Annotated in this window: 20 protein-coding genes; 6 read left to right on the forward strand and 14 right to left on the reverse strand. The window is 58.6% G+C overall.

The genetic code is table 11. The features are described 5' to 3' along the window. Positions 1-19: 19 nt before the first annotated feature. The 3 genes from QMG80_RS01320 to QMG80_RS01330 are packed head-to-tail and all read left to right on the forward strand — an operon-like array spanning position 20 to position 2,792. Complete coding sequence (locus QMG80_RS01320) at positions 20-673, forward strand: ABC transporter ATP-binding protein (protein ID WP_085771175.1); 654 nt, start codon at positions 20-22, stop codon at positions 671-673. 10 nt (positions 674-683) lie between these two features. Beyond that, complete coding sequence (locus tag QMG80_RS01325) at positions 684-1,958, forward strand: KpsE/RkpR family capsule polysaccharide export protein (protein ID WP_085771176.1); 1,275 nt, start codon at positions 684-686, stop codon at positions 1,956-1,958. A gap of 27 nt (positions 1,959-1,985) precedes the next feature. Next, positions 1,986-2,792 carry an ABC transporter permease gene (locus tag QMG80_RS01330; RefSeq protein ID WP_085771177.1) on the forward strand — a complete coding sequence of 269 codons (807 nt, stop codon included), beginning with the start codon at positions 1,986-1,988 and terminating at the stop codon, positions 2,790-2,792. 2 nt (positions 2,793-2,794) lie between these two features. Here the strand turns inward: QMG80_RS01330 and QMG80_RS01335 are convergent, their stop codons facing one another. From QMG80_RS01335 to QMG80_RS01375, 9 genes are all read right to left on the reverse strand, one after another. Then, positions 2,795-3,898: an NAD(P)/FAD-dependent oxidoreductase gene (locus QMG80_RS01335; RefSeq protein WP_085771178.1), complete on the reverse strand. Its 1,104-nt coding sequence runs from the start codon at positions 3,896-3,898 to the stop codon at positions 2,795-2,797. A 59-nt stretch (positions 3,899-3,957) separates the two neighbouring features. Beyond that, positions 3,958-4,896, reverse strand: a complete 939-nt coding sequence (locus tag QMG80_RS01340) for an NAD-dependent epimerase/dehydratase family protein (protein ID WP_085771179.1) — start codon at positions 4,894-4,896, stop codon at positions 3,958-3,960. Next, the gene (gene rfbC / locus QMG80_RS01345; protein ID WP_085771180.1) at positions 4,893-5,459 is read right to left on the reverse strand and encodes a dTDP-4-dehydrorhamnose 3,5-epimerase; all 567 of its coding nucleotides are present in this window, start codon (positions 5,457-5,459) and stop codon (positions 4,893-4,895) included. Before rfbC ends, QMG80_RS01340 begins: the two co-directional genes overlap by 4 nt. Before the next feature lie 27 nt (positions 5,460-5,486). Continuing rightward, entirely contained in the window at positions 5,487-6,533 is a 1,047-nt protein-coding gene (locus tag QMG80_RS01350) for an NAD-dependent epimerase/dehydratase family protein (protein ID WP_085771181.1), read from the reverse strand. A gap of 9 nt (positions 6,534-6,542) precedes the next feature. Beyond that, a complete protein-coding gene (gene rfbF, locus QMG80_RS01355; RefSeq protein WP_085773601.1) occupies positions 6,543-7,313 on the reverse strand; it encodes a glucose-1-phosphate cytidylyltransferase in 771 nt (256 codons plus the stop codon). A 79-nt stretch (positions 7,314-7,392) separates the two neighbouring features. Then, the gene (locus QMG80_RS01360) at positions 7,393-11,067 is read right to left on the reverse strand and encodes a rhamnosyltransferase WsaF family glycosyltransferase (protein WP_085771182.1); all 3,675 of its coding nucleotides are present in this window, start codon (positions 11,065-11,067) and stop codon (positions 7,393-7,395) included. 411 nt (positions 11,068-11,478) lie between these two features. After that, positions 11,479-12,540: a class I SAM-dependent methyltransferase gene (locus QMG80_RS01365; RefSeq protein WP_085771183.1), complete on the reverse strand. Its 1,062-nt coding sequence runs from the start codon at positions 12,538-12,540 to the stop codon at positions 11,479-11,481. 164 nt (positions 12,541-12,704) lie between these two features. Continuing rightward, the gene (locus tag QMG80_RS01370; protein ID WP_085771184.1) at positions 12,705-13,373 is read right to left on the reverse strand and encodes a class I SAM-dependent methyltransferase; all 669 of its coding nucleotides are present in this window, start codon (positions 13,371-13,373) and stop codon (positions 12,705-12,707) included. 261 nt (positions 13,374-13,634) lie between these two features. Continuing rightward, the gene (locus QMG80_RS01375; RefSeq protein WP_158658662.1) at positions 13,635-15,839 is read right to left on the reverse strand and encodes a hypothetical protein; all 2,205 of its coding nucleotides are present in this window, start codon (positions 15,837-15,839) and stop codon (positions 13,635-13,637) included. Between the two features lie 326 nt (positions 15,840-16,165). Between QMG80_RS01375 and QMG80_RS01380 the strand changes: the two genes are divergently transcribed. Both QMG80_RS01380 and QMG80_RS01385 read left to right on the forward strand, forming a co-directional pair. Then, positions 16,166-17,143, forward strand: coding sequence for a sulfotransferase family 2 domain-containing protein (locus QMG80_RS01380; RefSeq protein WP_158658663.1), 978 nt, complete (start codon positions 16,166-16,168; stop codon positions 17,141-17,143). A gap of 188 nt (positions 17,144-17,331) precedes the next feature. Then, complete coding sequence (locus QMG80_RS01385) at positions 17,332-18,111, forward strand: methyltransferase domain-containing protein (RefSeq protein WP_158658664.1); 780 nt, start codon at positions 17,332-17,334, stop codon at positions 18,109-18,111. Here the strand turns inward: QMG80_RS01385 and QMG80_RS01390 are convergent. Beyond that, positions 18,077-19,267: a hypothetical protein gene (locus QMG80_RS01390; RefSeq protein WP_281926158.1), complete on the reverse strand. Its 1,191-nt coding sequence runs from the start codon at positions 19,265-19,267 to the stop codon at positions 18,077-18,079. The two genes, QMG80_RS01385 and QMG80_RS01390, sit on opposite strands and share 35 nt — an antisense overlap. On the opposite strand from QMG80_RS01390, the gene QMG80_RS01395 reads away from it, so the two are divergent. Further along, complete coding sequence (locus tag QMG80_RS01395; RefSeq protein ID WP_281926159.1) at positions 19,266-20,696, forward strand: glycosyltransferase; 1,431 nt, start codon at positions 19,266-19,268, stop codon at positions 20,694-20,696. The two genes, QMG80_RS01390 and QMG80_RS01395, sit on opposite strands and share 2 nt — an antisense overlap. A 44-nt stretch (positions 20,697-20,740) precedes the next feature. On the opposite strand, the gene QMG80_RS01400 is transcribed toward QMG80_RS01395, so the two are convergent. The 4 genes from QMG80_RS01400 to QMG80_RS01415 form a co-directional block, all read right to left on the reverse strand. Continuing rightward, on the reverse strand, positions 20,741-22,060 hold the full coding sequence (locus QMG80_RS01400; RefSeq protein WP_085771190.1) for a KpsE/RkpR family capsule polysaccharide export protein: 1,320 nt from the start codon (positions 22,058-22,060) through the stop codon (positions 20,741-20,743). Between the two features lie 72 nt (positions 22,061-22,132). Next, positions 22,133-23,167, reverse strand: coding sequence for a hypothetical protein (locus QMG80_RS01405; protein WP_085771191.1), 1,035 nt, complete (start codon positions 23,165-23,167; stop codon positions 22,133-22,135). A 40-nt stretch (positions 23,168-23,207) separates the two neighbouring features. After that, complete coding sequence (locus tag QMG80_RS01410) at positions 23,208-25,211, reverse strand: glycosyltransferase family 2 protein (RefSeq protein WP_085771192.1); 2,004 nt, start codon at positions 25,209-25,211, stop codon at positions 23,208-23,210. Between the two features lie 16 nt (positions 25,212-25,227). Then, positions 25,228-26,679, reverse strand: a complete 1,452-nt coding sequence (locus QMG80_RS01415) for a putative sugar O-methyltransferase (protein WP_085771193.1) — start codon at positions 26,677-26,679, stop codon at positions 25,228-25,230. Positions 26,680-26,726 lie beyond the last annotated feature (47 nt).

Below are 26,726 nucleotides of genomic sequence, written 5' to 3' on the forward strand. Positions count from 1 at the left end.
TCTACCTGAAACGGCCGGGATGATCCAGCTCGACAACGTCTTCAAATTCTACAGGACGGAACGGCACACGAAGGTCGTGCTCGACCACGTGTCGATGATTTTCGACACGACCCACTCCTATGGCCTGCTCGGCGTCAACGGCGCCGGCAAATCCACGACTCTTCGCCTGATCTCCGGGACGGAGCTGCCGAATTCCGGCACGGTGCGTCGCTCGGTCCGCGTCTCCTGGCCGCTCGGTTTTGCCGGCGGCTTTCATCCGCAGATGTCGGGCCGCGAGAACGTCCACTTCGTGGCGCGGATTTATGGCGCCGACGTGCGCAAGACCGACGACTTCGTCGAAGAATTCTCCGAGCTCGGCGACTATCTCGAAGCGCCGGTGAAGACCTATTCCTCCGGCATGATGGCGCGGCTGGGCTTCGCGATGTCGATGGCCATCGAATTCGACGTCTATCTCATCGACGAGGTCACCGCCGTCGGCGACGCCCGCTTCCAGAAGCGCTGCCAGGAGGCCTTCGCGCAGCGTCGCAAGAACTCCGGCCTGATCCTGGTCTCCCACTCCATGCAGACGATCGCCGACTATTGCGACCGTGGCGGCGTTCTCGTCGACGGCCGCCTCATCATGTTTGACAATGTCGGGAAGGCGATCGAAACCTATAACAGGCTCAATCAATGAGCGCTTGCGCATGAACCACGCCGAAGAGCCTCGCGGTCCGCAGCCCTTCAGCCCCCTGGAGCGCACGCAGGCGATCTCCCGCGCGCTCAACGAGGCGGCGCGGCGCGCGCGCTTCTCGAGCCGCGCCCGAGGCTCCTACGAAAAGTCGAGCTTCTCCGCCCGTCGCGGCGCGCGGCTCATGCGGATCATCCGCTGGGTGCTCTTCGTTCTTCTCGTCGTGGTCCCCAACGTCGTCGCGCTCGCCTATTTCGGCCTCCTCGCCTCCGACCAATATGTCTCCGAGGCGCAATTCACGGTGAGCAGCGGCGCCATCCCCAAGATGGACGGCCTCGGCTCGGTCACGGGCGTTCCGCCCATGATGATCGTCCAGGACACGCAGATCGTGACGAATTTCATCGAAAGCCGGGCCATGGTCGAATCGCTGGAGCGAGACGTCGATCTTCGCGAATTATATGGTTCGGGCTCGATCGACTGGTGGGCGCGGTTCAACAAGAAGAAGCCGATCGAGAAATTCACGGACTATTGGGAGAAGATGGTCAAGACGTCGATTTCCTTCCCGGCGGGCATCGTCACATTGACCATTCGGGCTTTTACCGCCGCCGACGCGAAGCGCATCGCCGATGCGATCATCGCCAGATGCGAGACGCTCATCAACGGGCTCAACGACCGAATGCGACTGGACACGGTCTCGGCGGCCGAGACGGATCTCTTCCGCGCCGGCGAGAAGCTCAAGACGGCGCGGCTGCAAATGGAGCAGGCGCGCAACGCCGAGCAGCTCGTGGACGTGCGCCAGACCAGCGCCTCCCTCAGCCAGCTCCTCTCCGAGCGACAAACGGAGCTGTTGAAGGCGCAGTCGGAGTATCAGACTCAGCTCCAATATGTGCTGGAGTCCGCGCCGCAAATGCGCGTGTTGAAAACGCGCATGACCTCGCTGGAAGCGCAAATCCAGAAGATGAAGGCGCAGATCACCGAGCAGCAGGAGAAGAACGTCGAGGCGGTTGCGGAAAAGGCGCTTTCGGGAAAGATGACGAAATTCGCCAATCTCGACCTCGAGCAGGCGATCGCCGAGAAGCGCTACGCCGCCTCGGCGGCGACGCTGGAGGCGGCGCGCATGCTCGCGCAGCGCAAGATGCTCTATCTGCACCCGATCGTCGCGCCCGCCGAGCCGCAGGAGGCGCGCTACCCCAAGCGCTGGCTCAGCATCGGCATGACCCTCGTCGCCTCGCTCGTCGGCTATGGCGTGGTCGTCGGCATCGTGGGTTTCGTGCGGAACAATATGGCCTGAGGGCGGGGGAAGAGGAGACCATCGCGGATGTTGATCGAGCATGGGGAACGCTTCGGCCTGCGCGAAGGCGTGACGCGCCAGGGGCGGGTTCTGCACGCCGTCATGCTGCGAAACATCCGCACGCGCTTTTTCGGGCACGGGCTCGGCTATCTGGTGGCCCTCGCCTGGCCGCTGACCCATATTGTGATCTTGCTTGCGTTATGGAGCTTCGCCAGCCGCGCCCCGCCTTTCGGCGAGAGCGTCGTGCTCTTCCTCGCCACTGGCACGGTCCCCTTCATGGTCTTCTCCTATCTCTCGCGCTTCATGCAACTCTCCGTGATCATGACGCGGCCCCTGCTGGCCTTTCCGGAGGTCAAGGTTCTCGACGTGCTCTTCGCCTCCGCCGTGCTGGAGATTCTCTCCTCATGCTGCGTTGTTTTGATCCTGCTCGTGCTGGCCTGGTTTTTCGATATTCCCGTCATGCCGAGGGATATCGTCGAAGCCTTCTACGCCTTCGGCGCCGCCGTGCTGCTCGGTTTCGGAGTCGGCCTGCTGATGGGCGTCATCGCCCTGGCCGCGCCGGTGTGGATGACGATTTATGGGCTGCTGACGATCGTACTCTGGATGACCTCGGGGGTGATCTTCGTGCCGGATTTCCTGCCCGAGCCTATGCGCACCATGGCTTCCTACCACCCCGTCCTCCAGCTCGTCGAATGGATGCGCTCGGCCTATTACGAAGGCTATGGCGAGGGGCTGCTGGACCGGCGCTATGTGTTGGGAGTGGCGATCGGCTCGATATTTCTCGGGCTCGTAATCGAGCGTGCCACGCGCGGCCATGTTTTGGCTCTGCGCTAATCTTATCCGGGCAATGAAGCTACGACTTGCTCCGCAATCGCGAGTGAAGACGTAAGGCCTGGGCTCTCGATCCCAAAAAGGTTGACAAGCCCGCGGACGCCGTGACGCTCGGGGCCGTCGAGGCGAAAGTCCGCGGCGGAGTCAGCCGGGCCGGAAATTTTCGGACGGATGCCGGCATAGGCGGCAACGAGCGCGTCATCGCGCAGGCCAGGCCAGTAGCTGCGAATCGCCTCGCTGAAGCCCTCGCAGCGCCTCGGGTCGACGGCATAGTCGATCTCCTCGATCCACTCGACGTCCGGTCCGAAACGCACTTGCCCCGCGAGATCGAATGTCAGATGCACGCCAAGCCCATGACTGTGCGGCGCTGGATAGATGAGACGCCGGAAGGGCGAGCGGCCGGTAAGTGCGAAATAGTTGCCTTTGGCATAGCGCGTCTCAGGCACGAGCGCATGCTCTAATCCGACGATCGCTCTCGCGACTTTGGAGGCTTGCAAGCCCGCGCAATTGATCAGAGCCGCCGTCTTGAGCGTTGTCGGCTCCGCTCCGCCAGCCGATATGACAATTCCGTCGTCCTCGATTTTTGCGCTAAGGAAGGGCGTGTTGAAGGCGATCGCCGCCCCGTGATCTTCAGCATCCCCCCGCATCGCCAGCATGAAGCCGTGGCTGTCGAGAATGCCGGTCGACGGCGCGAAAAGCGCGCCCACGCAATGGAGAGCAGGCTCCATGGCAGTCGCCTCCGCCGCGCTGAGCCAAACGAGATCCTCTACGCCATTCGCTAAGCCTTTTTGGAATAGGGCTTCGACTGCAGGGCGCTCTTTCTCGTTGGTCGCAACGATCAGCTTTCCGCAACGCTGATAGCCGACGCCGTGCGCGTCGCAGAATTCGTAAAGCCGTCGGCGCCCCTCCACGCAGAGACGCGCTTTGAGACTGCCCTGCGGGTAATAGATGCCGGAGTGAATGACCTCGCTGTTGCGCGAGGAAGTCACGCTTCCGATCAGCCGCTCGGTCTCGAGCACGATGACGCTTCGACCGGTCAGCGCCAGCGCCCGCACGACCGCCAAGCCGATGACGCCGGCGCCAACCACGACTGCATCAACGTCCGACATTTTCGCCCTTTTTCCTCGCGCGTCAGGGCGCGGGATATGAGATTGAGCTCTCTAGAGCCTTACAGCGGCTTCAACTGTTCGGCGTAATAAGCCGCGACCTCGTCCCAGGCGGATGCTTCACTCCAGCCGAGGCGTTTGGAGTCGACCGGGTCCGTGTTGATGCGAACCAAAGGCTCGGAGAAATCGGCCTGCTCGCCAATCTTGACCGGGCAGGCGACGGAAGAGCGCCTGCCCACCTCAAAAGCAAAGCGCTGCGCAAAGGCGCCCTGGCTCTCGACATATTGGCTGGGGGCAAACCGGCTCGTTCGCCGTTCCTTGGCCGTGGTCAGCGCGAAGTCGGCGTAGGCCTTTGCCAGCAACGACACGTGAATGTTGTCGCGCACATAGAGCGGAGTGCGCACCTCCGGCGTTTCACCAGCGGCCCAGGTCTTAGCCAGATAGGCGCAAAAGCGCGGCTCCTCGAACGGACCGAAGGGATTGGGGATCACAAATTTCCCCAACGGAATCCGACCGATTTCGCACCAATAGCGGAAGACTTGCGCGGTCAGCGTCTTCGACAGGCCATAGGGCGAGAAGGCCCGACGCGGTTCAGTTCCCGCGCCCTCGTCCGCTTCGAAAACGCTGCCGGTAAGGATGACCGTCGCGCATGCGGCGGATTGGATCCGCTCGCTCAGAGATTTTAGTCCCCGGGTGTTTTCTTGAACCGCGAAATTCACGTCGAAGTCAGGGCTGCGATAGTTCGCGACCCTCGCCGCATGGTGGCAAAGCAGATCGCAGTCGCTCTGGTCGAACAATGCGAAGAATTCGGACGAGCCGAATTCGACCCCCGGCTTGACGACTGCGAAGTGCGCGAGATCCTTCGCGCGGGCTTGACGCACACCGGTATAGGACTCTGGAGCGGAGCGCAGCGGCGCTATCACCGTCGCGCCGCGCTCCGCGAGCGCCTTGGCGAACCAATAGCCGGTGAAGGAGCTGGCGCCGGTCAGAAGGATCTTCACTTGATCCCCCTGAGCCGCTCCACGCCATGGAATTCGCGATCGAAGCTCGGCCAGCCGCGATCTTTCTCTGAGATTTCCACCGGCTCGATCGGCCACTCGATGTTGAGCCAGGGATCATTGAAACGAACCCCGCGCTCAGTCTCCACGTTATAGAACTCGCTGACGAGGTAAAGCGCCTCGACGTTGTCGGTAAGCGTTAGGATTGCATGGGCGAAGCCGCGCGGAACATACATCATCAGGCGGTTGTCTTCGTTGAGCTCTGCGCCGAACCATTTGCCGAAAGTCGGCGAATCGGGTCGGAGATCAGCAATACAGTCCCACAGGGCGCCCTTGATGCAACGCACGACTTTAACTTCCGCCGACGGCGACAGCTGATAATGCATTCCGCGCAGCGTGCCCTTTTTGCCGCTCAACGAATTGTTGACCTGAACGAAATGGGTCGCCAATCCCTCGTCACCGAATTCTCGCTCGCAATAGAAGCGGGCGAAAAAGCCGCGTTCATCCCCTTTCCGCTCAAGCTCAATCAAGCGTGCATCATTCACCGGAGTCTTATGGAAAATCATAATTTTCGTCCCGATTGGATTTTGGTTTCAAATCCAGCGCAGGTCGGCGCTGAGACGGCCTTCAGCCATGTGCTTCTCCAGCACTCTCAGCCGGATGCGTTCCGACTGGCGGAAGTTGCGATCATCGAAGTTGATCACCCTCAAGCCATCACGCAATCCGGCGACAGCTGTATCGAGAGTCTGCAAAGGCTGGTGATTCGGCGCCAACTTCTTGAACAGACTGAAGTCGACCTTATACGAGCGCTTGTCCGGCGGCGCGTCGGCGTTGATCGACACGGTCGTGCCGGGCACCGATTCGGCGACGCTCTGAGCCAACTCCTTGACCTGAAAGTTCCAGCCGTCAGATCCGGCGTTCACCGCCAGGAACTGGCCTCCGCTTTCGGGCGAACGCGTGATCGCCCATTCGATCGCCCGCGCCATGTCACGCACCTCGATGAGCGGCCGCCAGGGCGTTCCGTCGCTCAACACCGTAATCTCGCCAGAGGACAACGCGCAGGCCACAAAATCGTTAAGCACGAGATCGAGGCGCAGCCGATCGGACATTCCGCAAGCGGTGGCGAAGCGCAAGGACGTCACCGTCAGACCTTTCAGATTGGCCTGTTTCAGCGACTCCTCGGTGGCGATCTTCGAGCGCGCATAGGCCGTCAGCGGGTTGAGCGCGTCACTCTCTCCGCGGGCGCGGCCATCGCCGGCGAAGCCATAAACGCTGCAGCTCGACGCGAAGACAAAATTCTTGACGCCGGCTTCGGCCGCCGCTTCCGCGATAGCGGCGCTGGCGCGATGATTGATCTCGTCGGTCACGGCCTCGAACCGGTTCCCCATCGGGTCGTTCGAAACCGCGGCCAGATGCACGACCGCGTCAAATCCCTCGAGATCGCCGGCGGTTATCGAACGCACGTCGCCAAACCGCTGCACATCCAAATGGCGTTCGGGAAGCTCGCTTGTGGTGGTAAGACAATGGGCGAAAAATCCGTCATCGTAGCCGGCGAGGTAGGCCGACCCTAGCACCTTGCGAAGATGACGCGCCAGCACAGGGCCGACATATCCCATATTGCCGGTGATTAGAACGCGCATAGTTCCCCCTTACCAAGTCTTCCAGGGAGCCTTTTCGGATTCCCAAAGCTCTTCCAAGTGGCGCTTGTCGCGCAACGTATCCATCGGCTGCCAGAAGCCATTGTGGTAATAAACGGACAACTGCCCCTCTTGCGCCAGCCGCTCGAGCGGCTCTCGTTCCCACACCGTCGCGTCGCCATCGATATAGTCGCCGACTTTTGGGCTCAGCACGAAGAACCCGCCGTTGATCCAACCGCCGTCTCCGACTGGCTTCTCGCGGAAGCCGAGCACCCGGGCGCCATCGGCCTCGAGCGCGCCGAATCGACCAGGTGGCTGGGTTGCGGTCACGGTGGCCAGGCGACCCTCGCGCTTGTGAAGCCCGATGACCGCCTCAATATCGACGTCGCCGACGCCGTCGCCATAGGTGAGGCAGAAGGCGGGATCGTCCTTCACATAAGGGAGAATCCGCTTGATGCGGCCGCCGATCATGGTCTCGGCGCCGGTATCGACCAGAGTGACCCGCCACGGCTCCGCCTTGGCGCTGTGAATCGTCTGACTATTGTCGCGCATATCGAAGGTGACGTCCGACATGTGCAGGAAGTAGTTGGAGAAAAACTCCTTGATCACATAACCCTTGTAGCCGAGGCAGATGATGAAGTCGTTCACGCCATGGGCGCTGTAGATCTTCATGATGTGCCAGAGGATCGGCATGCCTCCGATCTCGACCATGGGCTTGGGACGAGTCGAGGTTTCCTCAGACAGCCGCGTACCGAGGCCGCCGGCGAGAATGACGGATTTCATCGCGAACTTTGAACCGACGCCTATATTCATATCATTGGCACTCCTTCTTCGGTCCTCGACAATGGGAGTCGAGAGCGCGTTAGCGCACTAAGGGCGACCGGGGCCGGCCGACGCCTTCATCACCGGAGGCTTCAAGGTGCTTCGCCTCAGCAACGCCTGCAGCTCTGCCCCTCAAGCAAGCCACATTCAGCCCGAGTTGACGTCTGAGTTGATTTGCGCCGACCTTGTGCTCGATCGCAAACAGGCGGTCGCGCACATTCCATTGCCCGAGATGAGCGTCGGCGTCGCCTGCGATGTCGAAACCAAAATGCTCCATCCAAAAACGCCCCTCGATTGAGTACCATTCCTCCGATTTGCGAAGATCCCATTCGTGCGAGTGGTAGACGATGGCATCGTCCGCATATGCCTTCTGGAAGCCAAGCTGCAGAGCTTCCCATGCCCACACCATGTCTTCGCCCCAGTCGATCTCCGGATAGGGAAGCACCTTCCAGACTGCGCGGGACATGCACGAATTATTGTCGGAATAGAAAAGGCTTATCATCTGCCATTCCTGGCCGCCCGGGTAGATATGACGCGCCAAGGGGACGTCGAAGCCGTACACATCCGAGAGATTTCGGAAGTTGTCGAATCCATTCTTCATGTCTCTCTCGAGGAACGGCCCATGATTGGGATGAGGCCGGTGCCGACCAGTGACTCCAGCGACTCGAGGCCCTTTGCTGAAGCCAGCCACGAGGTTCGCAAGCCAGAATTCGTCGGCAGGCAAAGCGTCCGCGGTGGTAATTGCGACGTACTCGCCATCCGTGTTTCGGATGCCGAGGTTCCTAGCCCGGCCATGCTGGAATTCGTGCGGGGGCTGCTCAATGAAGCGGAAATTCGAGTGCTTCGCCGCTTCGCGTTTCAACAGATCTACGGTTCCATCGGTGGAGCCGTTGTCATGAACAAGAAAATCGAACTCGAAATCGGTTTTTTGTCCGAGAATCCGCTCCACGACCTTCTCAAAGAACGCGCCGCCATTCTTCACAGGCAGGAAGACAGAAGCCTTGCGGCATTTCGCGAGGTGCGGAGCGCAAATTTCCGCAACGTCTAAAGGTAGAAATTTCTTCTCTTGCAAACACTCGAAGATCGCCACCTCGGCAAGCCTCGCGCTTTCCTCCCATTTGTATTTTGCTGCCGCGGCTTGACCTTTGGCGGCAAGCGCCGCTCGGATTTCGGGCTTCTCAATCAACTGAGCGATGGCCTTTGCCACCGACGGCGGCGTGGGCTCCGTCATCAGAAGCTCGTCATCCTTGAAGACTGCGCGAATGCTGTCCACGTCGAGTTCGACGACAGGCAGCGCGCAAGCCATCATCTCCAGCGGGATCAAAGAATAGTTCGTTGCCGAAAAGACGACGCCGATGTCGCAGCGGCGATAGAGATCTCCTAGTTCTTCAGGGGACACAACTCCGTGGTAAGACGCTTCGAATCCGATCGCAGGCAATCTCTCCTCGCCGCCGAAAAAGTGAACATGAAAATGATAGCCCATTTGAGCCAGTTCTTCGAACGCTGCCAGACCCAAATCAACGGCCCGCCTTGCTGTATTCGCCCTGGCGTAGAAGGCGATGTGGGTCGTTTCATTCCTGCGCTTCCACTTTGGCGTGCTCGCTGCAAAATAGAATTTTTCGTCTGCCGCCAAATACCAAGCACGCGACCACATGCCATGGTCACTCGCCATCTTTGCCAGCCACGGACCTGCGCAGAGGGCGGCGAAGCCGAAGTGATACGTGCGTTCGACCGTTAGCTGAATTGCGCCTGCTGGATGGAATAACGACTCGTAATCCTGGATGAAATAGAAGCGTTCTTTGAATTTTGTCGCCGCCGCTACCGGATAGGCTGTCCAGCAGTCCGTTGCAATGAGAACATCTCCTGAAAGCTGCGCTAGGCTCTCGGGCAGAAATCGGACAAACACGCTGTCGCCAATTGGACGGTAGTTTTCTCGGATAACCTTCAAAGCGTCGACGGGCGCGCGATAGTTACTAGGATTTTGAATCCAAATTGTCTGGCGATGACCAAATCGTTCGAATTGTTCGACAAACCGAAAGATAGTCATGTGTCCTCCCGCCCCAACTCCGAAGGACGGGATGATCCAGTGAATATTCAAGCTATGAGCGTTGTAGAAAGGATGGCGCGGCGCGAGGGGCGCCTGCGTATTCTTCGAGATTCTGGGGGAGTCGCGCAACCATCGGGACGTGTGAGGCTCCAGATAGACAGGAAACTCTCGCGCCTCGGAACTGTAGTCGAGGAGCGGGCGTCGAGGGGTCGAAAAGCTACGTATCTTGAGACCAGCCGCTGATGGAACTGCAGCAAAAGCTCGCTCGAGAACGTGTGCCATTGTGCCTTCAATGCTCTCACCCGGCGCAAAAGCATCGTAGCCGTTCAAGTGTTCAACGAGCTTTGCATAAGCGGAGGATCGGAACCAAGCGAAGGAGCCTGCGGGAAATTCCCTGAGCGTCCGAACGTTGTAATTTGGGTAACCTAGCGCGCGACAAAGTGCGCTGAGCGTGTCCTCATTACCGTTCAGACCCACGAATTTCTTGATCTCGAAGAAATTGTCCGGAAAAACGAGCGCCACGCTTGGATCTTCGACGAAGACACCGAAGACTCTATCTAGCAGCTCCGGCATTCCGAGACACTGATCAAGTAGGTATCGGCGCCAAGCGTCACCGAAGTGAGTATGCTGGCTCCTCTTTGTGTGTATATGTAGCATGAAATCAGAAGTCTGCCAGAGATCAGCGCAAGCCTGAAATAGGGGGCCCACATCCCTGCCGACGCGATCCACAACTACTACATCGAAATCCCACCGGGGTTTCCGCGCCGCCACAAAATTTTCGACATATCTGCGGTCGCCTTCCGCGATCGTTGTGAAGCGGAGCTTGGCGTGCTCAGGAAGATTCGCCAGCGCTATCAGCAGTTCACCGATCAATTCCGGAAAGAACACGTGCACATGGACGCCGATTTTAAGACTCCGGTCTCGCCAATACCTCAGCTCAGAGGCTTCTCCGCAAAAAGGGTCTAGGACGATGCGATGTTCCGGGGTTGGCAGATTACCCGCTTCGCCGCCGTTAGCGCGAAAATGGTAGAGAGGGGCTTGATGGCCGGCCCTCAGCTCAGGGTGTCGTGAAAGGTAAAACGCCGTATCGAAATTTTCAGAAGGGTTTCGATCCTCACGCCAACCATAGGATAAGTAGTGATCGAGCGGATCGACGCCAGACAGCGCAACGTCCTGATAATGACTTAAGTAATAAGGCGAAGAAATCATCCTCCTTAGATCTGGGGTAATTGGGACGTCCGCCAAGTTACCCGCCTCGGCTTCCAACGAAATTACTGGCGTCGGGCTCGACGCGGTCTGGGCTGCCGCTGCGGGTAAGCCGGCCGTCGCAGGTTTGCCATCATCCCAAATCCTTCGTCCCTCCACTCGGCCATGGCGCAGAAAATGCTCCAAAGGATTTATGTCGGCTGCCGCAACATCCGGGTTCAATCTGAGATAGGCGGTCGTGCTGAAGCGCTCCGAGGGATCAAATCCGAGCTTCCAGCCCACGGAAAGATAATGCTCAATCGCTGCCGCTCCGCCCCAAACCTGGTACTTGGCCGCGTAAGCCGTCTCGTCGAACAAGCCGCTGGCTCGCACCATTTCAATGCGGGCGCTGAACTTGCGTGATCGAGGCAGAAAACGAGACATCAGTCGTAGGGAGAGATTGGGATTCGCCAAAATGGTCATACCCACAGGCCTCTAATTTTGGTTCTGCGAGGGCTTCAGTCCGGAAGGCTTCTCCGACTGCCATATTCATCGGATGATCGCCGGCGCGGATCTTGTTGGCAGATGCCGACTTTTGCGCGGCGGTCGTCGAAACCGCCCCCTCCTCGTTAAGCAAAACTACCTAGCCCAGCTAAATTTTTCGGTCGCATACCCTGTATGCAAAGTCAAGCCCGTGGTACCCGCGCAGTGACTCGCGCGCGCAAGGATTAGAGTTCGCGAGAAGTCCCAACCGATCACGTTAATACCGGCGCGGATCATATAACTGAGATAGTGGACACGCTCCTCACCATTGGCCGCCAAAGGCGTCAGAACCGCCCATGGCCGGCGACAGACTAAAGCGGCGGCGGTTTTGAAATAGAGCTAAGAACAATATTACAAGATCTTCCTGCCCTTGAAAATCACATTGGCTGAAATCGATTTCCGCCCAGTAGAGTGCATATCATCAAAAGCCTTTTTCACCAACTCGTTGCCAGAATGCAAGTTTCCAATCAAGTCACCGATCGTCAGGCTTTCAAAGATTTTGCGTCCACTTTCACTTAGCGCACCGTGAGCCCATTTCATAATGACCCCGAGAGAATGCGCAGCCTCAGCAAAGTCGTACTCGCCAGAGTAGGCGTCATCAAAGAGCGCGCGCATACCGAACTCCGTCGGATTGAAATAATGGCTAGGTAGACCGTGCGTAAAATGCATATTTGTTCCGTTGATGAATAGCCAACCATTCTTCCTTGTTACTCTCTTGATTTCACTCGCCAGCTTGAATGGATTTTTAACATGCTCGATGACATTGGGGCAGACGACAACGTCGAAAGCTTCATCAATGAAAGGCAGGTAATCATCGAAAGATACCACATCGATATTGGGGTAGCCTGTTATGTCCAGCTGGGCAACGTTATCGATCACGGGACTGATTCCAGCACCGACGACCAAGCCCATTTCTGCTCCATTCAACAACTCGGCAGCTGCATCACCATAAGCCCAAGTTGAGGTCGTGTGTGTTGACCAATTACCGTCGAGCGCGGATATAAAAAACTGCTCTGAGAGCTTACGGTAGGGTTGATCAATGATTCTATGAAGATTGCGCAACTTTGCCGGCCGTGTAAGATTTATTGTACGATGACCAAGAGATACGCTGCGCGCGCCGTCATGTATAAACACTTCAACGTAAGCATCCTCCTCCGCAAAGCTGTCGACGTTCACGGCATGCTGCCAACCAGTGAGACCAGAAGCCTCTGGTAACTGGGAAGCGAAATAAATATCGATGTCTTCCCTATAGGAAGTCGGCGTTATCTCATCGACCACCTTACCGTTAATATGGACAGTAACGCGCGGATGCTTTGCAAGAAGCCAGCCGACAATCGGCAACACGCCAGTGCGCGTAACCTTGTATCCACGCGTATTTTCCCGCGGATAGTCCCACGCACCGAGCAACGTCATAACTGGCCTCTCATTAAGTTTGATTTACATTCCTCGCGTCTGCCCGCTTCTCGCCTCAACATAGAACCGACTCACATGCTCAATAGATCGTTCTTCACGGGCGACGAGCCCACACCCGCGCGATCGCCAAAGCTCGACGAGCGAGAGCCAAGCAACGAATCACCTTATGTTGCCATCCTCTTCATGACCGTGATGCAGTCTATGTCTGCGGCGCCGCCCCAGGCGAAAGTTTCCTGCCTCAGGACATCGAATCCGTCGTGGACGGCTACATGTTTGAAGATCGGGGCCGACATGAAGTTCCGCCAGTGCGGATTTTGTTGGAAAGACCCTCCCGGATTTCCCGTAAAATTTGAATGGTGAACGAAGGCGAAACCACCCGGTCTAAGAACGCGAGCGAACTCGGCTATATAAGACAGGACAATCTCCAAATCGAAGTGAACCATTGCGTCGAAGCTGTAAACGAAAGTGTAAGCTTCGGAAGGGAGCGGATGAAGGTCGTACCCGTTGTTCAAGAATACAGCATAGCCCCCAAGGGGCACAAGATTTTGGTCGCAGTAAGCGATATTCTCAGCATTAACGTCAACCAGGGTAATGTTTCCGGCACCGACTTCTTTCAGCTTGCGTGCGTTTCGTCCACGCCCACAGGCGAAGTCAATAGTTTCCGATAGGTCTATCGGATAGGTACTCAAAATTGGTAAGATAATACTGCTCCAATGAGCGTCCATGTGGGCAGCAGCAGCCTCATGATAGGCCACAGCTACATTGTCACCCCAGTGGAATGCCTCCGTTTCTACGACTTTTGAAAGACGTTCGCTCAATTTATTTTTGTTCATAGTTTGTGCCCTCTAGGCGACTGCGCTGATCCCCGTAGATCTTGCTTTCTGGAGATGATACATGGCTTCTTGTCAGCGCGCAAATCCGCGGTCAGTGCACTGCAGCAAATAAATTTACAGCGTCGACCATAGCGGGTTGCCGCGCGTCGGAAGCCCCTCAATCGGTAGAACATGCACCGCATGGGAGCTGATGCCGGGACGTCACGCCACGAGCCGGACCAGACGAATTCCTGGAGCGGTGAAACCGTTTCGATTGCGACGTCACATTTCAATGACTGTAATGCCGAGGTCGTAGAGGTTGATCTTTCCGGCTGTCATCGCTCTTTGCCCGAGATCGAGCCAGTAGCTCTTTCCCACACTCAGGCCAGAGAGCCAGTAATTCAAAGTAAAAGGAATTTGCGTATTCGCCGACAAGTTCCTTACATTTATGGAAGTGGTCGAAGTTCCGGCAAGCTCCGCGCCGTTCCCGGGGATCTTTCCGCTGCCATAGAGGAGCTCCACGCCAAAGCCGTTTCCCGCTGTGTTGCTTCTCCCCTCGCCCGTCACCGTGATCAGGACATTACCGGTTTGCGTCGGCACAAAAGTCACACCAAGTCCCGTCATGGCACCGACCGTGCTCGTGGTGCCCGGAGGATTCGAGGGGCGAATGTTCAAACGTAGCGGAGTAGCGGGGGCGACTGCCACACCGGGAAGATCTCTAGGAGAATTTTGATGGACTCCGCTGAAGTTGCTCGAGCCGACACCAACGCCAACGTTGGGCTCTGAACCTTTACCGCAAAAGGCGGAGCACACCGACGATCTCCCAAGTTCGCGCCATTCAATCTCGGTGTCCTTGATAAATGTGATCGTGTCCCCGCTCTCGGGCGTCCAGTCCACGCCATTATTCAAAGCCAATTGCGCGCTCGCCGTAAGTGTCGAGTTGTTATCTAGGAAAGTGAGAATGGCAATCTGTCCGACCTGACCATTCAGGAAATCAGTAACAGTTGTCGGGCCAGACTGGAATAGACGAAATGTCTTACATGGCAAACCAGCCGAAAGGTTGGGCCTTGCCCCGGACACCGGGCACCATCCCCTGTCCAATCGAGTAATAATCGGAGAATTGTTTGTGAACTCCGTGGCATAATTTGGCTTATTGATCCAGCTAGTCACTGAACCAAACAGTAGGTTATTTGTAATTTTGTTGTACGTTTGCCCATTATGCTCCTCTATAAAGTAATCAACATTATACGCGCTATTTGCTTCAACCAGAGTTTGCTCAGTCGCAGGGCCCAATGAAACGGCGATTGCCGTGCCACCCGCTGAGTTCCCCTTAAAGCCAGAGCATGCGTTGTTAGATATAATATTCCCGATGCTCGTTCCAATACCTGGATTGTCTGCAATCACATAGCAGATGAAATCCTCGCTGCTTTCCGGGCGCTTCATGGCATAATTTGCATATATCTGTCCTTGTTGATAACCGGCAAATAAAACACAGTCTACGTAACATGAAAATGCGTTATTCTGCACAAAAAAGCTCGGCCAGTTTGCACCGTCGGGCGCATAGACGCCATGATTCACGCCAACATAATTACCGTTAATTACAACTGGCCCCTCAGAATCGTCCATAAACTGGGTACCAACGACGGAATCATACACTGTTACATGATCTTCTAAAAAACCATTGCTCCCCAAGCTTGCCCCCACGCCGGCGGCCTTGCCCCCATCAACCAACACACCTACACTCATTTGTGAAGTCGGAGACCAGCCCGAGCCTCTAAAGTTGGCATTTATACCATTTATATCCACATTTTGCGCAAGGCCTGCATCACAACCTGTGCAGTGAACACCGTATTTCCAATAATGTTGATGCGCACCATCGTTGACCCCATCGATCGAAATATCTCGGAACACACCACTATTAAATAACTGATGCGAACCCTCCGTGTAGTTCACCCAAATTGCGGCCGTCTCTATTTGATTCAACTGCACAGTCTGGATTTTAAGATTATCGAACTGCGTAAAATAGTTATGACTTTCCTGCATAACTACAAACCCGCCGCCTGGGGCGGTAAAACCTAATATCGACTGGCTTGCGCCAGCTCCTGAAACGCGCAAGCTCACGTTCGAGGCCTTCAAGGCGCAGGGTAATTTATAGGAGCCTCTTCCAAAGTGGATGGTTCCTCCATTTGGAATAGCCGTCAAAGCCGACGTCCACGCAGAGCAACTACTCCTGACTCCTGTGGGATCGGCGCCGTAAGCGTCAATCTGGACCTCAGGAAGATTGGCAAGGCGAGCGGGAGCGACATTTCCGCTGGAAACTGCTGCTGGAGCGCGTCCTTTTGCAGGTCCGACATTGGGCGGGCTGACAGGCTCTTGCACATCAGAATCTTCCGAGGTCGATGACAACAAATCTTTTGCCTGCCCCGGCGTCGTCACAAACACGGATGCGACAGCAAGAAAAACATTCAAAAGCGTGGCGCTTTTCATTCTCGACTTCCGAACTATCCGTTTGCAAATTTGCTCCGCGTCGCATTCGACTGGGGAACCGTTTCAGAGTCGCAAAAATAGCATACGCCTCCAACCCGGCAAAGGATTAATCATTCACTCCAAACCGTTGCGTGTCTTTCACTCCCGATTGCTCCGTGATAGAAAATGAGTGCCGGGGTTACAGTGATCGGATTTCGGAGACGTTGGTCAGATTACGAAAGCGCGGTGTGTAACCCCACAAGATATTTCCGCGGCCATCACCCGGGAACCGACGCCCCGATACCACTGGTCAAAATGGTGCTGCCGTCACCGAGAAGAGAAACGTGATGAACACTGAAGCGCACAACGACGACTTGGCCCCTGGCCGATTTCCACTCATTGTTTTCGTGCACGTGCCAAAAACTGGCGGGAGCACCGTAATTAACGTTCTAGATAGACTATCGCCACGCGGCCACGGTAATGCTCAGGTCTTGGATAATGTCGACATCATAAAGACTGCGCTGAACGCGGATTGGATATCAGGACATATCCCTCGATTTCATTTCTCAGCAAAGCTGGCTTGGCTACCGCTACACCATATGGAAGGCGAGGAAGCGATTACTATTTGCCGTCCCGTTGAATATTTTTCTATGGTGAGGGAGCCGCTATCCCAATTAATCTCGCACTTAAATTACAGCTTCGAACGAATCGCAAATCCTCCTGAATACTACGGATTTAATCAAAGAGAACGGATGTTAGATCTTGAAATTATATCGACTGATTTTTCAGATCCCATTGCCATCAAGAAGATCCTGCTAAAGCATTATGAGCAGTATTGCGTCTGTCAGTCGTATTACATTCTGGGGGACGATTTCGCGCATCTCTCCGATGAAGGCGTGCGCGACAGACTTCTGAGTTATACATATATCGGAACAACAATTGATCTACCAATATTATACGGCCAATTTGGATTCGCCAACATCCATGAGGATTTTTCATCAGTTGTAGAAAACAGGAGTCGGCCGTGGTTCAAAAAAGAAATATTCTTATCAGAAGAACTACGCGGATTTATTGATAAAATTCTGTATCATGAAATAAGACTGTATAAATTTGTCACTGAACTTAGCGCTTCTTATAGAAGCAGGAAACCATCTCGGCCCGCGTTTCCCATCGTCAACCCTGAAAATTTCAACGAAGCCAGTTATTGTTTAACGCATCGGGATGTTTTACAGGGAATCTCCGAAGGAGTTCTCTCCAGCGGTCGAGATCATTTTGAAAGATTCGGCGTCGCCGAAAAGCGGAGAATAGCGATATTTCCGGGTTGAAGTTAAGTGCGCGATGCCCTCACAATCGGTTCTCACCCTCGTCAAAAAGTTATTCACTTCGCTTTCCCATCGATCTGTGTCCAATCGGCGCAAGCTTCCTTGGATGAGAACCCGCCATGAACTAAGACCAGGTGATCTCAAACAAGGGCTCGCGCACTCCGACGCCAGCCGTAAATAGGGGCCGGATCATGCACGACACCGCCTATGAGATCGGCAGACATTTCTTTGAGATTTACGGCGCCGCGGGGCAAATCATCATCGAACTCGGGTCTTACAATGTCAACGGAAGTCTGCGCGACTTCTGTCCCGCCGGAGCGACTTACCTCGGCCTAGACGTGGAACTCGGTCCCGGTGTGGACATAAGAGTCGAGCCCGGCCGGGATTTGCCCCTGCGGGACGATTTCGCCGACATCGTCGTCTCGACCTCAGCTTTCGAGCACGATCCCGCTTTCTGGGACACTTTCCTGCAATTTGCGCGCGTGCTGAAGCCTGGCGGGGTCCTTTATTTGAACGCGCCCTCTAATGGCATGTTCCACCGTTATCCCATCGATTGCTGGCGCTTCTATCCGGACTGCGGGAAGGGTTTCGTCGCCTTGGCGCAAAAGCGCGGATACCCGTTGACACTGGTCGAGTCCTTCATCGCCGAGCGTCGCGGCGAGCATTGGAACGACTTCGTCGCCGTTTTCAAGAAGTCGAGCGCCGACGCCTGGCCCGCACGGTTTCTCTCGGACACCGTGCCCTGCAAGAACATCGTTCGGCTTGGCGTCGAGGGGATCGGCGCGCCGAGTGAATTGCCCGAGGACATGAGGATATTGGAAGCGCTGAGGGGAGAAAACGCCGAGCTGAAAGCCGCGCTTGAAGCGGCTGAGTTTCGTGCCTTGGAGGCCCAATTGAGAGCACGGCTCGCGGAGAAGGAAGAGACCATCGCCCAGCTCAGCGCGCGGCTGGCGGAATCGGTGCCGAGCTGAATTTGCGTCTCCACAGGACCAGCCACGGCGCGCGCGCGTCGAGGCGGGTTTGGATCGCCGCCAGCAGGCGGCGCGGCCAGGGGGCGCCGCTCCAGAAGATAACGCCGGCGATCTCGAGCTTTTGCGCCGCGAAGGGCGCTTCGCTCGGGGCGCCGTGAAAAGTCCGGTCCTCGGGAAGACGCATTAGCGCCACCTCCTCGGCCGGCATGGATATCTCCAGATCCTCCTCGGCGGCCGGCTGCGCGCGCACATAATGCAGCAGCATGACCTTCGGCAGCACCGCGCGGATATGCGACTGCGCGGTCTTGCGCAGGCTCCAGCCCCCCGCAGCGAGGCGATAGGCGCCGGCGGTCTCCGTCGTGCGCAGCATCAGCGCGACGAGGCGTCCGCTCCCCGGCCAGAGGCTCGAGCCGCCGCGCGAGACCTCGAGAAATTCGTCGCTGTAGACTGTGGAGACGATCTCCACCCGGCGGCAGGGCCCTTGCGTTCGCGCGGCGCGCGCGGGAACGAAGCGGAAGGACGGCGGCGCCGTCTCGCCCGCGCGCGGGACGGGGACGCGCGCGTCGCGCAGGACCGCCGCGAGATGCTCGGCGACGCGCATCGAGGCCTCCGCGTGGAGATGCAGCTTGTCGACGTAATCTTCGGCGCGCACGCCGCCAAGCGCCTCCTGCTGCGTCACGCAAGGGTAGAGCCTGTGGCGCTGGCTAAGCCGGCGATAGCAGGCGAGCGCGCGCCGCGCCGCCGCATCGACGCGCGCCGCCTCGCCCGGGCGGGGCTGCAGGCAGAGCAGGAGCAGCGGCAGGCGCTGCTCGCGGCAGAGCTCCGCGACGGCGCGCAGCGTGTCCTCGAGCAGGTCCATGCGCAGCCAGCCGGCGTCAAGCAGCACGGCGTCATTGAGCGCATATTCGAAGATGACGAGCTGCGGCGGCGCCGCGTCCTCGCCGAGGCGCATGAGCCGCATCAGCCCGTAGAGCGAGCCGACGGCGCCGAGAAAGCGGTTCGAGACCCGATGCTCGGGGAGACGCGCGGCGAGCTGCGCGGCCCAGCCGTAATGCAGGCCGGCGTTCGAGCCGCCGAGAAGCAGAATGTCCATCGAACTCCAGCGTTTTTGTCCAGCTTTGAGGAAAATCGCAAAAAGCGGCATTATTAGCGGCATGGCGATCTCCCTCGAGCCCAAGCGTCTTCCCCCCGGCAAGCGGGCGATCGTTTATGACGTCACGCATCTGACGACGCGGCTCACGGGCGTCACGACGACCGGCATCGACTGGGTCGACCGCGCCTATGCAAGACATTGGGCGGGGAGCGAGCGCCTCGCCTGCGGGCTGCATTACGGCCTGCTCGCCCCGCACTTGTTGGCCCCGGCCCGCGTGGCGGATTTATCGATGGGCCACGAGAGGAAATTCGCGGGCGCCGACGCCTCGATCTCCGATCTCGCGCGGCGGCAATTGAAGGCATGGCTGACAGGAGGGGGCGACTTTCCCATAGCCGCGCGGAGCCGGCGGGAGAGGGTCGTGGAATCCGCGGCGTCGCTCGCCGCGAAGACGCGCCTGCGGATTGCGCACCACCGCCATCTCGAGATCCCCGAGGGCGCCCTCTATCTCAATGTGGCGCAGCATGGCTTCGAATATCCGGGGCTGTTCCGGTGGCTGGACGCGCGGCCCGACGTGGCGCCCGTCTTTCTCGCGCATGATCTGCTGCCGCTGGATTTTCCCGAATATTTCCGCCCCGGCTACAAGGCACTGTTCCGGCGCCGTTTTGAGCTCATCGCGCGGCGCGCGCGGGCGATCGTCACGACCTGCGACGCCACGGCGGCGCGGCTGAAGGCGGAATTTCGGGCCTTGGATCGGCCTTGCCCGCCGATCCATGCCGAGCCTCTCGCTTCGCCGTTGGAGACAGCGGGAGGCTTAGATCACGCTGCGTTCAGGCAGAATCGCCTGAACGCAGAAAACGTGATCGATTCTAAAAGTTTAGAGCGCGATTCGTGCGAAAAACCGGTTTCCACTTTTTCGCATCGCGCTCTAGCGCTTCTCGACCCCGAACTCGCGAGCTTCCCCTATTTCGTCGCCATCGGGACATGGGAGCCGCGCAAGAACCATATCCTGCTGCTCAATGTCTGGCGCGAGCTGGTCGCCAGAGGCGGAGAACCGCCCAAGCTCATTTGCGTCGGGGGGCGCGGCTTCGGCGCTGGGCAGATGATCGAGGGCTTGGAGCGCTCGAATATCCTCGCGCCGCATGTTCGTCGCGTGCACGGGCTCTCGTCCGACGCCTTGCGGCAGCTTCTTGCAAATGCCCGCGCGCTGCTGGCGCCGAACTTTGCGGAAGGCTACGGCATACCGCTCGTCGAAGCGCTTACGGTCGGCGCCCCGGCGGTTTGCTCGGACATCCCGGTGTTTCGCGAGGTCACGCAGAACTGCGCGACCTTCCTTTCCCCGCTCGACGGCAAAGGCTGGCTTGCCGCAGTTCGAGAGCTCGCCGAAAGCGGCTCGTCCGCGAACGACAACGCGCGGCGGCTCGCGCACAGTTTCAAACCGCCGAACTGGACGGAGTATTTCGCCGGGGTCGAGGCCTTCCTTGACTCGCTGTAAGCGAAGCCGGCTCCCCGCTCAGACACAGGTCCCGAGATGCCAAATCACAGCCTGTGGTCCTCGACGGAGGCGATGACCATCATGACGATGGCCCAGACCACGGTGAGGGCGACAAAAGTCAGCAGCGAAAAGGCGAAGCGACGCGGGTAGCGTGATTCCTCCGGTAGGGAGGGAGGAACGAAAACGCTCAAATAAATGTTCTGGCGAGTGGCCCGCAGCTGCGCGCGATCGAGATCCGCCTGGGCCAGCGCGTAAAGCCGCTCCGCCAACTGCCGCTGGATCTCCAATTCCTCGAATTTGGCGATCGAGGCCGCGACCGTCTGGCCGGCCCCTCCGGGCTGGCTCGTGATTCTGGCCTTGAGCTCCTTGATATGCGCCTCCGCTGCGTCGAGGTTTTTCCGCAGCACCTGCACCGTCGGGGCGTCCTCGGACATTTCGCGAGTGGCGACGAACAACTCGCTCTCGAGTTTTTCTTTTTCCGTCAACAGCGGCAGGAGAAGCTTGCCGATCTCGCCCATGGCCTGACCGGGATCGATGATACCAGCCTTGTCGCGAAACTCATGCAGTTCGGCTAACGACTTCTGCACGGCTTCGAAAGCGCGGCGCACTTCCTTCTCGGCCATTGCGGTGGCGTCGCGACGCGCGCGCTCCGAGATGCGGTTGACCAGCGCCTCGCTCGTCTCGACCACGGCTCGACCGAGCGCCAACGCATCGTCTCGCCGAAAAGCCCGAAGCCTCACCGTGACGACGCCAGAAAGGGAGTCGACATAAGTATCGACCATGGAAAGCCAGTATTGCGTCAGCTCGTCGATCGACGCATCTCGCCTGAGCCGCGCCCAAAAATCCGCTTCCGGGCGGCGGAAGATCTCCCGCAGATTGAGCTTCGAGTTCATGTCGTCGACGATGGCGCGGCTGCGGATGTAGCTCGTGACGATGTAGGCGTTCTGCCCCGTGGCGGTGAAAGAGAACCCGGCCGATGAGGACGAAGATGACGCGTTCGCCGAGTCGGATGACGACTGCTCGGTCTCCACCGAGCGAACAGCAAACTTGCTTTCGACCGCGAATTGATCGGAGGCGAAGAAAGCAAAATAGAGGACGACCGCCAGCGACGGAACCAAAACGAAGCCGATGAAGCTCAGGAGCACCGGCGGCGCGCTGGCGAGCGTCGTCGGCAGCGTGCGCACGGGAGCTGCCCCCACGACCCGTTCGATGTTTTCGAGGATCAGCTTCGCCGCGACGGGCCCTGCAGCGGCGACGGGACGAAGCCAGCCGACATTGACGGGAAGGCGCGGCAGATTCCCCAAAGGCGCGCTTAGGGGCGCGAGTTCCTCTTCCTTGCGGTCTGGAGCTTTGAGCTCTCGCATCTTCTCAGAAGCCTATTATCGCGCGCGAGTCCAAAAGATGCTCAACTAGAGAGTCGCCGAACACAGAGGTCCTCAAATCGCGGTCTCAATCGCCTCGCGCACGGTCTGGTAGACTTCAAGATCCTGCTCGAGCAGCAGCTCCGCCTCGGGCACGAGCCGCAGACACTTAGCAAGATCCTGAACTTTTGAGAAGCTGTGCAGACTGGGCATCGCGCCGGTCGGAAGCTGCATAAGGGCTTCCAGCGCATCCAGAAACAGGTCCTCGTCCTCGCGCAATCCGATCAGCGAAAATGTGGAGAGAGATGCGAGCGCTCTGGCCACCGCGCCCTTTGGCGGCGGCTCGTCGAGCGAATCCCCTGCGAACTGTCGGGTCATAGGATTGGTAAGCACAGCAATGGCTTCTTTCGAGATCGCGTCAAAGGCGCGTAGCAAGCTCTTTTCATCCGGTTCGACGGCTTGAGAGAATTCGATCGCCGATCGATAAGTAATCACATCCCGCGGCCCCAGAACCTGTTTGGAGAGCTTGGGCACGTTCTTTAGCATCAAGAGCCGCTCCGCCAACTCCACATAAGGGTCCTGGATGAGCGCGATGCAGCGGAATCGATCATGAAGATGGTTCTCATAGGGCTTGAAAGCCACACGGCCGCTCAAGTAGATCGATGAGGCGTTATTGAGCTGCAGCATCTGCGTCGCCGTCTCGCGGCCGTGACGATCCACCCCTTTGTGAAAGAATTGGAACTTGTGCTCGGCATGCTCATCGAGCCGCCACAGAGGAAACAAGTGCGTCTCGAACCGAAAAATTTTCTCTTGTGTCACGTCGGCCGTTTGCCTGCGCCGGTAGATCAGGATGTCCGTGTCAGCATCATAAAGTTCAAGCCCACTGTTTTGGGCCAGGCTCGGCACCGTCGACTCATCGACCGTAAACCCGCATCGCCCGGTTCCATGCCTTCCGGCAGCGACAAGGGACGGACGTTCTTCCAGACAGGGAAATTCAGTCAGAACCGAGCCGGAATCGCGGACTCGCAGCGTCGGCGATTTAGTGAAATCGTCAGGAACCAGATAGCCGACAATCTGGTTTCCTCTGTCTGCTTCAATGTTGAAGAGCATAATCGAGGTGCTGCCTGGGACCCGCTGGCGCTACGAAGGCTCACCCCAACGCAGCTTGGCGAGCGAATAGCGACAGACCTGGGTGAAAATATGGATCGTCGCGGATGACGGCGCGCCAGCGCGCCCGAAAATAATCGCGCTCTTTGGCGTAGACGCTGAGCGGACGCGCCCCCGCCCCGCCCCGGGTCGCCGATTCCTTGTGGATGAGGCGCACCTGCGGCGTATAACAGTTCGTCCAACCCCTTTCGGCCAATCGCAGGCACAAATCTACATCATTGAATTCAATGGGTAAGTTCTCCTCATCGAAGCCCCCGACGGCCATGAATTTGCTCCGCTCGACGCCCAAGCAGGCCGCCGTGACGGCGCTAACTTCTTTCACGAAGCGGGTCCTATCCAGCCACGATGGCGCGTCCGGCGTCTGTAGGGCTTCGAAGTGCCCTGCGTCCTGGCCGATCCCCACGGCCACGCCGGCATGCTGAACCAGGCCATTGGGATAGAGCAGCAGGCAGCCGACGGCGCCCAAGCTTTCTTCGAGAGCAAGTTGGCTTAGCTGCTCGAGCCAGTCCGGCGTGAGGACGACGGTGTCATTGTTGAGGAAAACCAGGACGTCGCCTGAGCTTTGCCGGGCCGCCTCGTTGTTGAAGGCGGCGAAATTGAAAGGACCCGGCCGGCGGCGGAGCTGCACACGTCGATCTCTCGAGGCGCGATCCAAAATCGATAACGCCTTAGCCTGGCGCGTGTCATTGTCGATGATGACGAGCTCGAACCGCGAGTGGGTGGACAAGCCGAGCACGCTGTCGAGACATGGACCTAACAGATCCGCGCGATCTCGCGTAGGAAGCAGGATCGATATAGATGGCGGCTCGCGCATCGTGCGAACCGTCTCGATTGGCGCCGGCTCGCACAGTGTCTCTCTTGCCTCGCGCCTGCGCGTGAGGAGGCACCGCCGCAAATGCACGATCTCGTCCCGAGCAAGCTTCGGCGCTATCACCTGCGTGCAGCGCTGAAAATCTGCGGCGTTGAGCGGGACGAGCCCTGAGTCGAGCTCGCTCGCGCGAAGAAAAACGCTTCGGCCGAGATAAGGGCGCGCGGCGGCAAAGAGCGGGCTCCAGTTGGGCTTGAGCAAGGGCGTCGTCTCCTCGCCTTCGACCACCCACTCGTCACTGTAGAAGAGCTTTGCCCCTGGAAAGCGCGCCAACTCCTCCGTCACCAGCGCAAACGCGTGCGGCGCGAGCGCGTCGCCGGCTCGAAGCAGGAGCAGGAAGCTCTCTCCCTCGAGCAGCTTTTGTTTTCCATTCTCACTGACAAAACGGGTCACGAGAGGGTCATGACATGGCCCCAACGCCTCGGACCCGGCGATGACCACCCTGAAATTTTCATAGACCTGCGCGCGCAAGGACGCCATTGTGCGCGCGAGCGACTCCTCTGTGGCGTCCTGCGAATCGATCACAGCGAGATAGGCTGGGCCCCCTCGCCAATCCGTGCGCGCCGCGTCCAGCCCGGCGGGGTCCGCGCCGCGTTCCCGCTCCGCGCGCCACTCTCGAGAGCGCTCCAGCGGCTCGGCGCCGATGGCCCAGGCCACTGCGTTCTCTGCCTCGGCGAAATAGCCGAATGAAGCGGCGAGCAGGATATCGAACATCTTGCGCGGCCGCTTTGCCCAAACCATCGCAGCGATTTCCAGGAGTTTGAGCGGCCTGACGTTTTCGACGACGAAGTCGAATCGGCCGACTCTCACCGCGGGGCTGATCAGGACGCTCCTCAAATCCTTCGGCGCAGCCCCGCGCCAAATGCCGACGCCCGCAATGGGCCCAGGCAGGGTACGGTCTGTCTCGCCCGAGGCCGTCACAAATCGAAGGATCGGTCGCACAGGGTCATCGTAAATGCTTGACCGGTAAGTGATTTCTATGAACCAGCTCAACTCGAAACGCGCCAATGACTTGAACCGCAGCCAGGGTTCGGCGGATGTCGCAACCGTGCGGCCGTTCTCGATCACAATGCCGGCTTCGGGCTCAAGCTCGCATGGCAGGGTCGGATCAGGGATCATCGTTTCGGCCGATCGCCTAATGCGCGGCGCCGGGCGACGACGGGGCGCTCCACAGCTCCTCGACATAGCCCTGACGGATCCAACTGCGGAAGCGATAGCGTCGCGTGAAGCCGAATTCGGGCAGGAGCGCGCCGACGAGGGACTGGCGATCGTTAGGCCCGCGAATCTCTCGATTGCCCTCCTGATTTATGCTGAGCAAGAGCGGCGCCCAGAGCGGAATACGTCTGAAATAGTCTCGGCAGACCGCGTCGCCCATCTCCGGGAAGGAGTCGCAGTTGAGTGCAATGTCGGCGGAAAGCTCCAAGCGCTGCGATGCGCTCGGTGCGAAGACGAGAGAAATCCCGTCTCCCTCATCCTTCTCTGAAGCTCCGAGGGAAATGCTTGCTTCAGGAAGCGTCCTGCGCAGATAGAAATATTGCATTGCGCACACTGTGGGCAGGTCGATGATCGTGTAGCGCCGCACGCCGCGCAGCCACGCATATTGCGCGACCTTTCCAAATCCGCCGCCGATCTCGCAAATCGCTGGCTTTGACTGACCGCTCGCCTCTATCGCGCGGAGCGCGGCGTAGAGGGCTTGAATGTCTCGGCCATGAAGAACCTTATCGCGGATCGCCAGGCCATAGAGTCCGTCGAAGACATCCGGAAAGACGATCGCCTGTCCGAGCGCCGCCTCGATCTTGTCGACCAGGACGCTTTGGTCCGTGACCAAAGTCTCGCCAACGAGATCCTGCTCCGCGCATTCGGCGCGGGCGATACGCATGTATTGGACAAGCGAGGCGAGCATGTCATGGAAAGGGACGACCGCCGCCCGCCGGCCTTCCGGCGAGGCTGCGAGGAAGTCTCTATAAGCGCGGTCTCCCTGGGCGAGGCCCACAGATTCGGGAGATCTCTGCACGGCGACCAAGTGCTCGGCGAGGGGACGAGGATCGGAACCTTCAAGGCAAGCCAGGAGGGATCGGTGACGGTTCGCGACGATCTCGCCCCACATTGTTTTGCGATCGAGCAGAGCGCTTGCGGCTCTGTTCCCCATCGCCTCGCGCCATGCGCGCTGGAGCGCCCCGGCGATCTCGACGTCGAGAGCGTCAACGCTGCGCATTGATAAAGCTGGCCGCAGCAAGGGCAGACCGCGTGCGGCAGAGTTCATCAAATCGGGAAGCTGTCGACTGCCGCTGTCGATGAGCCAGAATTCGCTCTGCGCCACCTTGACCGCGATCGTCTCCTCGGGGAAATCTCCCGGCGGCAACGGGAAGTTGAAGCCGTGCCGGCCGTCTCCGATCCCGTTCGCCGCGAGATCCGCTCTAAAGAGGTCGGCTTTCGAAGAGCCGATCAGCGCGCCGGCCGAGTAGATTTCTACGCGCAAGCCGCAGTGAGGCCGCAGCCGGTCCCAAACCCAGCCGCGCACCTCTCCGCCGCCGCAGGAATCGACGTAGCCTCTGAATTCAGGCGGTTTCCTGCGGAAAAACGGCATGGAAGAGCTTCAGCGCCGATTTCTTGCCGCTCGTAGCGCGCCCGCTG

The organism is Methylocystis bryophila (assembly GCF_027925445.1).
Classification (GTDB): domain Bacteria; phylum Pseudomonadota; class Alphaproteobacteria; order Rhizobiales; family Beijerinckiaceae; genus Methylocystis; species Methylocystis bryophila.